The 5,027-nt window shown below is 62.0% G+C and carries 6 protein-coding genes; 2 read left to right on the top strand and 4 right to left on the bottom strand.

Features of this window, described 5'->3' with window-relative positions; genetic code table 11:
* The coding region (locus B2W70_RS16920) for a CoA transferase (RefSeq protein ID WP_286747578.1) at window positions 1-374 on the top strand (374 nt) is incomplete at its 5' end.
* Between the two features lie 100 nt (window positions 375-474).
* On the opposite strand, the gene B2W70_RS16915 is transcribed toward B2W70_RS16920, so the two are convergent.
* From B2W70_RS16915 to B2W70_RS16905, 4 genes are all read right to left on the bottom strand, one after another.
* The gene (locus B2W70_RS16915; RefSeq protein WP_286747589.1) at window positions 475-984 is read right to left on the bottom strand and encodes a fasciclin domain-containing protein; all 510 of its coding nucleotides are present in this window, start codon (window positions 982-984) and stop codon (window positions 475-477) included.
* Window positions 985-1,765: 781 nt separating this feature from the next.
* Window positions 1,766-1,891, bottom strand: coding sequence for a PEP-CTERM sorting domain-containing protein (locus tag B2W70_RS18495; RefSeq protein ID WP_414631087.1), 126 nt, complete (start codon window positions 1,889-1,891; stop codon window positions 1,766-1,768).
* A gap of 251 nt (window positions 1,892-2,142) precedes the next feature.
* Entirely contained in the window at window positions 2,143-3,210 is a 1,068-nt protein-coding gene (locus B2W70_RS16910; protein WP_286747577.1) for an IS5 family transposase, read from the bottom strand.
* Between the two features lie 42 nt (window positions 3,211-3,252).
* Window positions 3,253-3,825: a hypothetical protein gene (locus tag B2W70_RS16905; RefSeq protein WP_286747575.1), complete on the bottom strand. Its 573-nt coding sequence runs from the start codon at window positions 3,823-3,825 to the stop codon at window positions 3,253-3,255.
* A gap of 84 nt (window positions 3,826-3,909) precedes the next feature.
* Here B2W70_RS16905 and B2W70_RS16900 point away from each other — a divergent pair, with 84 nt between their 5' ends.
* Entirely contained in the window at window positions 3,910-4,872 is a 963-nt protein-coding gene (locus B2W70_RS16900; protein ID WP_286747574.1) for an IS5 family transposase, read from the top strand.
* The last annotated feature ends 155 nt before the right edge of the window (window positions 4,873-5,027 follow it).

Here is a 5,027-nt window from a genome sequence, read left to right as displayed (position 1 = left end):
CGAAGCCGCAGGCGGGTGAAGACCTGCTCAACGGTGGGCTGCCTTGCTACAACCTTTACGCGACCGCCGATGGCCGCCACCTCGCGGTGGGCGCGCTGGAGTTCAAGTTCTGGAAGGTGGCCTGCGAGGTGTTCGAGCGGCCCGATTGGGTGAACCGGCATTGGCAGCGTGGCTCGTTGCCGGGCACACCCGATTGCACGGCGCTCAAGGCCGAGGTGGCTGCGCTGGTGGCTTCTCAGCCGCTGGCGTTCTGGGCGCACAAGTTCGAAGCGGCCGACGCGTGTGTCACGCCGGTGCTGACGATCGACGAAGCACAGGCCCTCCCGCTGTTCGCGGGGCAGGCCTCGCCTCAGGCCTGGCAAGCCATCGCCTGAGCCCGGTCGGCGACCGAGCCGGCCTCAAGCATTGCTGGCTGGCGCTTGCCGGCGGGTGAACCCACAAAGGGGGCCTCGCGCCCCCTTTTTCACGCGTGCATCACTTCGGCAGCAGGACCTTGTCGACGACGTGGATCACGCCGTTGGACTGGATCACGTCGGCGATGGTGACGGTGGCCTTGCCGCCGTTCTCATCGGTGACGATGACCTTGCCGCCTTCGGTCGAGGCGGTCAGGTTGCCGCCGGCCACGGTCTTGAGCGTGGCCTTGCCACCGCCGGACTGGATGGCCTGGGTCACGGCCTTGGCGTCGAACTTGCCGGCCACCACGTGGTAGGTCAGCACCTTGGTCAGCGCCGGCTTGTTCTCGGGCTTGAGCAGGTTGTCAACGGTGCCAGCGGGCAGGGCGGCGAAGCCGGCGTTGACGGGCGCGAACACGGTGAACGGGCCCTTGCCCTTGAGCGTGTCGACCAGGCCGGCGGCCTTCACGGCGGCCACGAGCGTGGTGTGGTCCTTGGAGTTCACGGCGTTGTCGACGATGTCCTTGGTGGGCAGCATCGGGGCGCCACCGACCATCACGTCGGCGCGGGCCATGCCGGTGGCCAGGGTCATCGTCAGGGCGAGGGCGGTGGTGGCGAAAGCGAAGGTTTTCATGCGAGCTCCTGTTGGGTCGTTGGGGGGCGCCGCTTCGGTTGTGGATGCGGCTGAGGTCCCTTACGCAGGGTCGGCTTGAGTCGATGCAGGCTTTGCATGGCTTCACAAATCGACTCGGGTTTGAAGACGGTTCTTGGTTATGTGGGGCGCTTGTTTTTGGCGTGCCTGGGTCGGCGCGGTTTGTCGGGGCAGCGCGGGGCGGTGCTGCGCCGGCATGGGCTCGGGCGCCGAGTGGGCGGTCCTGCTTTCAGCAGGACTCCCCTCCGGTGCTCGCGGCAAGGTGGGGCCCTCCAACTCGCTCCGCGCCCTGCGGGCGCTGCGCTCAAACAAATCGGGCCAGTCAGATGACGAAGCACGCTGCGCGTGCCCACCTTGCCGCTCCGCTCCTCGGCACCCACAAGGCGCCCGAGCCCATGCCGGCTTCGCCTCTGGTGCCCCGCTTGTTGCTCGGTCAACCGACCAAGTGCGCGGCCGAAGCCGCCCACCAAGAGTCGTCACTGCGCATAAACGAGCGCACTGATTGGCGCGCGCTTGTATTGTGCGAACACCTTCTGCCAGCGAAGTTCTTTCAAAAGAGTGCCAAGAAATTCACTTCAAGGTGCTCAATGCTCGAGGAATCTTGGTCGGAGTCAACGCGTACCCTTTGCGATCCCCGAAGTTGATCGGTGTTTTTCTGCTGTCTATTTCGGTGAGCAAAAACCGCTGGCAGCTATTCTTTATACGGTGTCGGTGTGGCGGATCACCATGTTTTTCGCACATGTTTTGAGGCCGGCTTTCTTCGCCTCGCCGTAATTGCGGATGCAGCAATCATGCCGGAGAAGGTTAGCGCAATTGTGGAGGGCTCCGGAATGGGGGCGCCAATCATAAAAGACACCCCGCCATATATTGCTGTGAGATGGTCTGTCTTTTTTTGCATGCAGGAAAAATCCGCACACCCTGGGGCACTTCGCGTAACCCCGATTTTTGAAGCTCGGTGGTGCACTTGAACGGTATGACATGCGATTGAGCCGCGTGGAGTCATCGCAGCAGCGCCGACACGCCTGCCTTGGCAGCTGGGGGCGGCCGAGGCGCTCTGCAAAACGCCTGTTTGGGCGATTTGCAGACGCACCTGGGCTCTCATGTCTGCGCTCCCTGCGAGACCAGCCAGACCAATCGCTTGGCGTTGTAGGCCACGCACTTGAGCGTGATGGCCAACTCGTTCCTGGCCAGCGTCATCGCCCGCACCACCTTGCCACCCAACTGCTCCAGCCCAGCAAACACGTGCTCGACCCGGGCTCTGGTCTTGTTGATCGCGCGGTTGCGCGCATCCAGCCGCTGGCGGGCCTCTTGCCCTGGCTTGGCTCGCCGAGCAATGCCATCGCGCAGTTTGTGCTTGGCCAACAGCTCTCGGCTGCCTTGCGCGTCATAGCCCCGGTCTGCCAGCAACCGACCTCGGGTGTTGGCGGTGTCCACCACCGCCTGCAGCGTCTGTCCATCGTCCACGTTGGCGGGCGTGATGGCAATTCGGCGGATCAGCTTCCAGCGTGCATCCACATTGCTGTGCACCTTGTAGCCATAGAAGCTTTTGCCATGCTTTTTGGTCCAGCGCGCATCGCGGTCCGTGTGCTGCAGCCGCTTGGTACTCCAGCCCTCAGGCGCTTTGCCTTCGTTGAGCGCTTGGCGTTCTTCGCTGCGGGTCTGGGTGATGGGCGCCTGCACGATGCTGGCGTCTACGATCTGCCCGCCGCGCGGGATGTAGCCTTGTCGCTGCAGTTGCTGGCTCACCTCGTCAAAGATGGCTCGCCCGCCCAGGCCACCCTTGGCCAGGCGCTGCTTGAAGCTCCACAGCGTGCGCGCGTCAGGAATGTGCAGTTGCCCATCCAGGCGGCAAAAACGCTGGAAGCTCATGCGGTCCAGCACTTGGTGTTCACAGTCTTCGTCGCTCAGGTTGTACAGCGATTGCAGAAACGCCATGCGCACCATCACCTCGGTGGGGTACGGCGGGCGGCCGCCTTTGCTGCGGTCCCCGCGTGGGCAGGCCACATCCACCGCGCTGGCCACCGCGCAGAAGTCGATCAGCCCGTCCATCGCAGCCAGGTTGGCAACATAGCTACCCAGCTTGGCCTGCCGGTGCTCCTGCACGAACAGGTCCGTGGCAGGCTTGTCTTGGAAGAACGCCGAAGGTTTGATGCGCGGGGTGATCATGCCGACATCTTGCCCGCTCAAGCAGTGCGGGTCGAGGGGGTTTCAAGAAGTGCCCCCTGGGGTTTGGTTGATGTCTAGGTAATGGCCTGGGATTGCCGTGATTGAAGCGGTGCCTGAAAGCTGGCTTGGAAGTTGGATGCACCTTTCGTTCAGTTCGCAACTTCTTTCATTCTGTGAGCTGAATGTGGTTTGTATTATGGGGTTTGAGAAGCGCAATTGACCTTGCGGAATTGCCCCAAAGCTTCCATTTACATTGGTGTACCAGCTATAAGCGTCGGTCATGAGTGCCGATTCCGGCAACGTCTCGCCGGTCTTTGTGCTGAAAATCCGCATCTTCCCTTCGACTGCTACGTCGAGGATGTCTGCTGCTTGATTGGTGTAAAAGGAGATTGATATTCCCTGAGTAGGGACGCCTCCTCCTCCGATGTAGCGGTATTCATTTGTTGACCATGTTAGGTTGTCTGCGCCGGTTTGAGTTAGAGTTAGCTCGATTGCGATATCGCCTGTGGTGTCATATATTAGTGGTGCTGAGAACGTTTTTGTTGATGTCGCAGCATTTGCTGTTGTGGATAACGTCGCCACTACTGCGAGAGAGATGACGGACTTGCTGATCATGAGTGCTCCTAGTTAGGGAAGGTCTGCATAAACCGCCCGGACATGTGCTTGGCGCCAGTCTGATTGCCTGAGACCATTGAGCCCATGAAGCAGAGCAGCCTTGGATTGGGAACCTCGACGAAGCGCACGCGCCGTCGCGAGTTCCTCGACGAGATGGACCGGGTGGTGCCGTGGTCCGACCTGGTGGCGGAGATCGCGCCGTTCATGCCCGAAGGCAAACGCGGCCGTCCGCCGTTCCCGGTGGAGTCGCTGCTGCGCATCCACTTCATGCAGCAGTGGTTCACGCTGAGCGACCCGGCGATGGAAGAAGCGCTGCACGACATGCCGCTGTTCCGTGACTTCGCTGGTCTGGGTGGCTGGGACGACCGACTGCCTGACGAGAGCACCATCTTGCGGTTCCGTCATGCGCTGGAGAAGAACAAGCTGGCCGAGCGGATCCTGGCAACAGTCAACCTGCTGCTGGGTGCCAAAGGCCTGATGCTGCGCAGTGGCACGGTGGTCGATGCCACGCTGATCTCGGCACCGAGCTCGACCAAGAACGCCAGCGGTGAGCGCGACCCGGAGATGCACCAAAGCAAGAAGGGCCAGCAGTGGTTCTTCGGCATGAAGGCGCACATCGGCGTGGACGCCGACTCGGGTCTGGTTCACACCGTGCGCGGCACGGCCGGTCACGTCAACGATGTGGTCGAGGCCAACAGTTTGCTGCACGGTCAAGAGATGGATGTGTTTGCCGACGCCGGCTACCAAGGTGCGCACAAGCGACCCGACGCCAAAGAAGATGTGACGTGGCATGTGGCCATGCGTCCGGGCTTGCGCAAGCTGCTGGACAAGGCCGACCCGATGGATGCGCTGACCGAACAGGTCGAGCGGATCAAGGCCAGCATCCGCGCCAAGGTGGAGCACCCATTCCGAGTCATCAAGCGCCAGTTCGGCCACGTGAAGGTGCGCTACCGCGGTCTGGCCAAGAACACGGCGCAGTTGCAAACGCTGTTTGCGCTGGCCAATCTGTGGATGGTGCGCAGGCGCTTGATGGGGAGCCTGGCATGAGTGCGCCCTGCGCATGGGAAATGGGCGCGAAACGCGCTCAAAACGCCTGCCGCAAGAGCGTTCAGCCGCCGTTCCGCTCATGTCAGCACACCCAGCCATGGTCAGCGCTCATTTGTGCAGACCTTCCTTAGGGAAGGTCTGCAAAACCCGCCTGC

It is taken from the genome of Aquabacterium sp. UBA2148, assembly GCF_002328915.1.
GTDB classification, from domain to species: domain Bacteria; phylum Pseudomonadota; class Gammaproteobacteria; order Burkholderiales; family Burkholderiaceae_C; genus Aquabacterium; species Aquabacterium parvum.
This window is presented reverse-complemented; position numbering and strand designations above follow the sequence as displayed.

Coding starts and splice junctions, on each gene's coding strand:
- B2W70_RS16915 (WP_286747589.1), bottom strand. CDS start 984: ATGACCCTGGCCACCGGCATGGCCCGCGCCGACGTGATGGTCGGTGGC.
- B2W70_RS16910 (WP_286747577.1), bottom strand. CDS start 3,210: ATGATCACCCCGCGCATCAAACCTTCGGCGTTCTTCCAAGACAAGCCT.
- B2W70_RS16905 (WP_286747575.1), bottom strand. CDS start 3,825: ATGATCAGCAAGTCCGTCATCTCTCTCGCAGTAGTGGCGACGTTATCC.
- B2W70_RS16900 (WP_286747574.1), top strand. CDS start 3,910: ATGAAGCAGAGCAGCCTTGGATTGGGAACCTCGACGAAGCGCACGCGC.
- B2W70_RS18495 (WP_414631087.1), bottom strand. CDS start 1,891: ATGATTGGCGCCCCCATTCCGGAGCCCTCCACAATTGCGCTAACCTTC.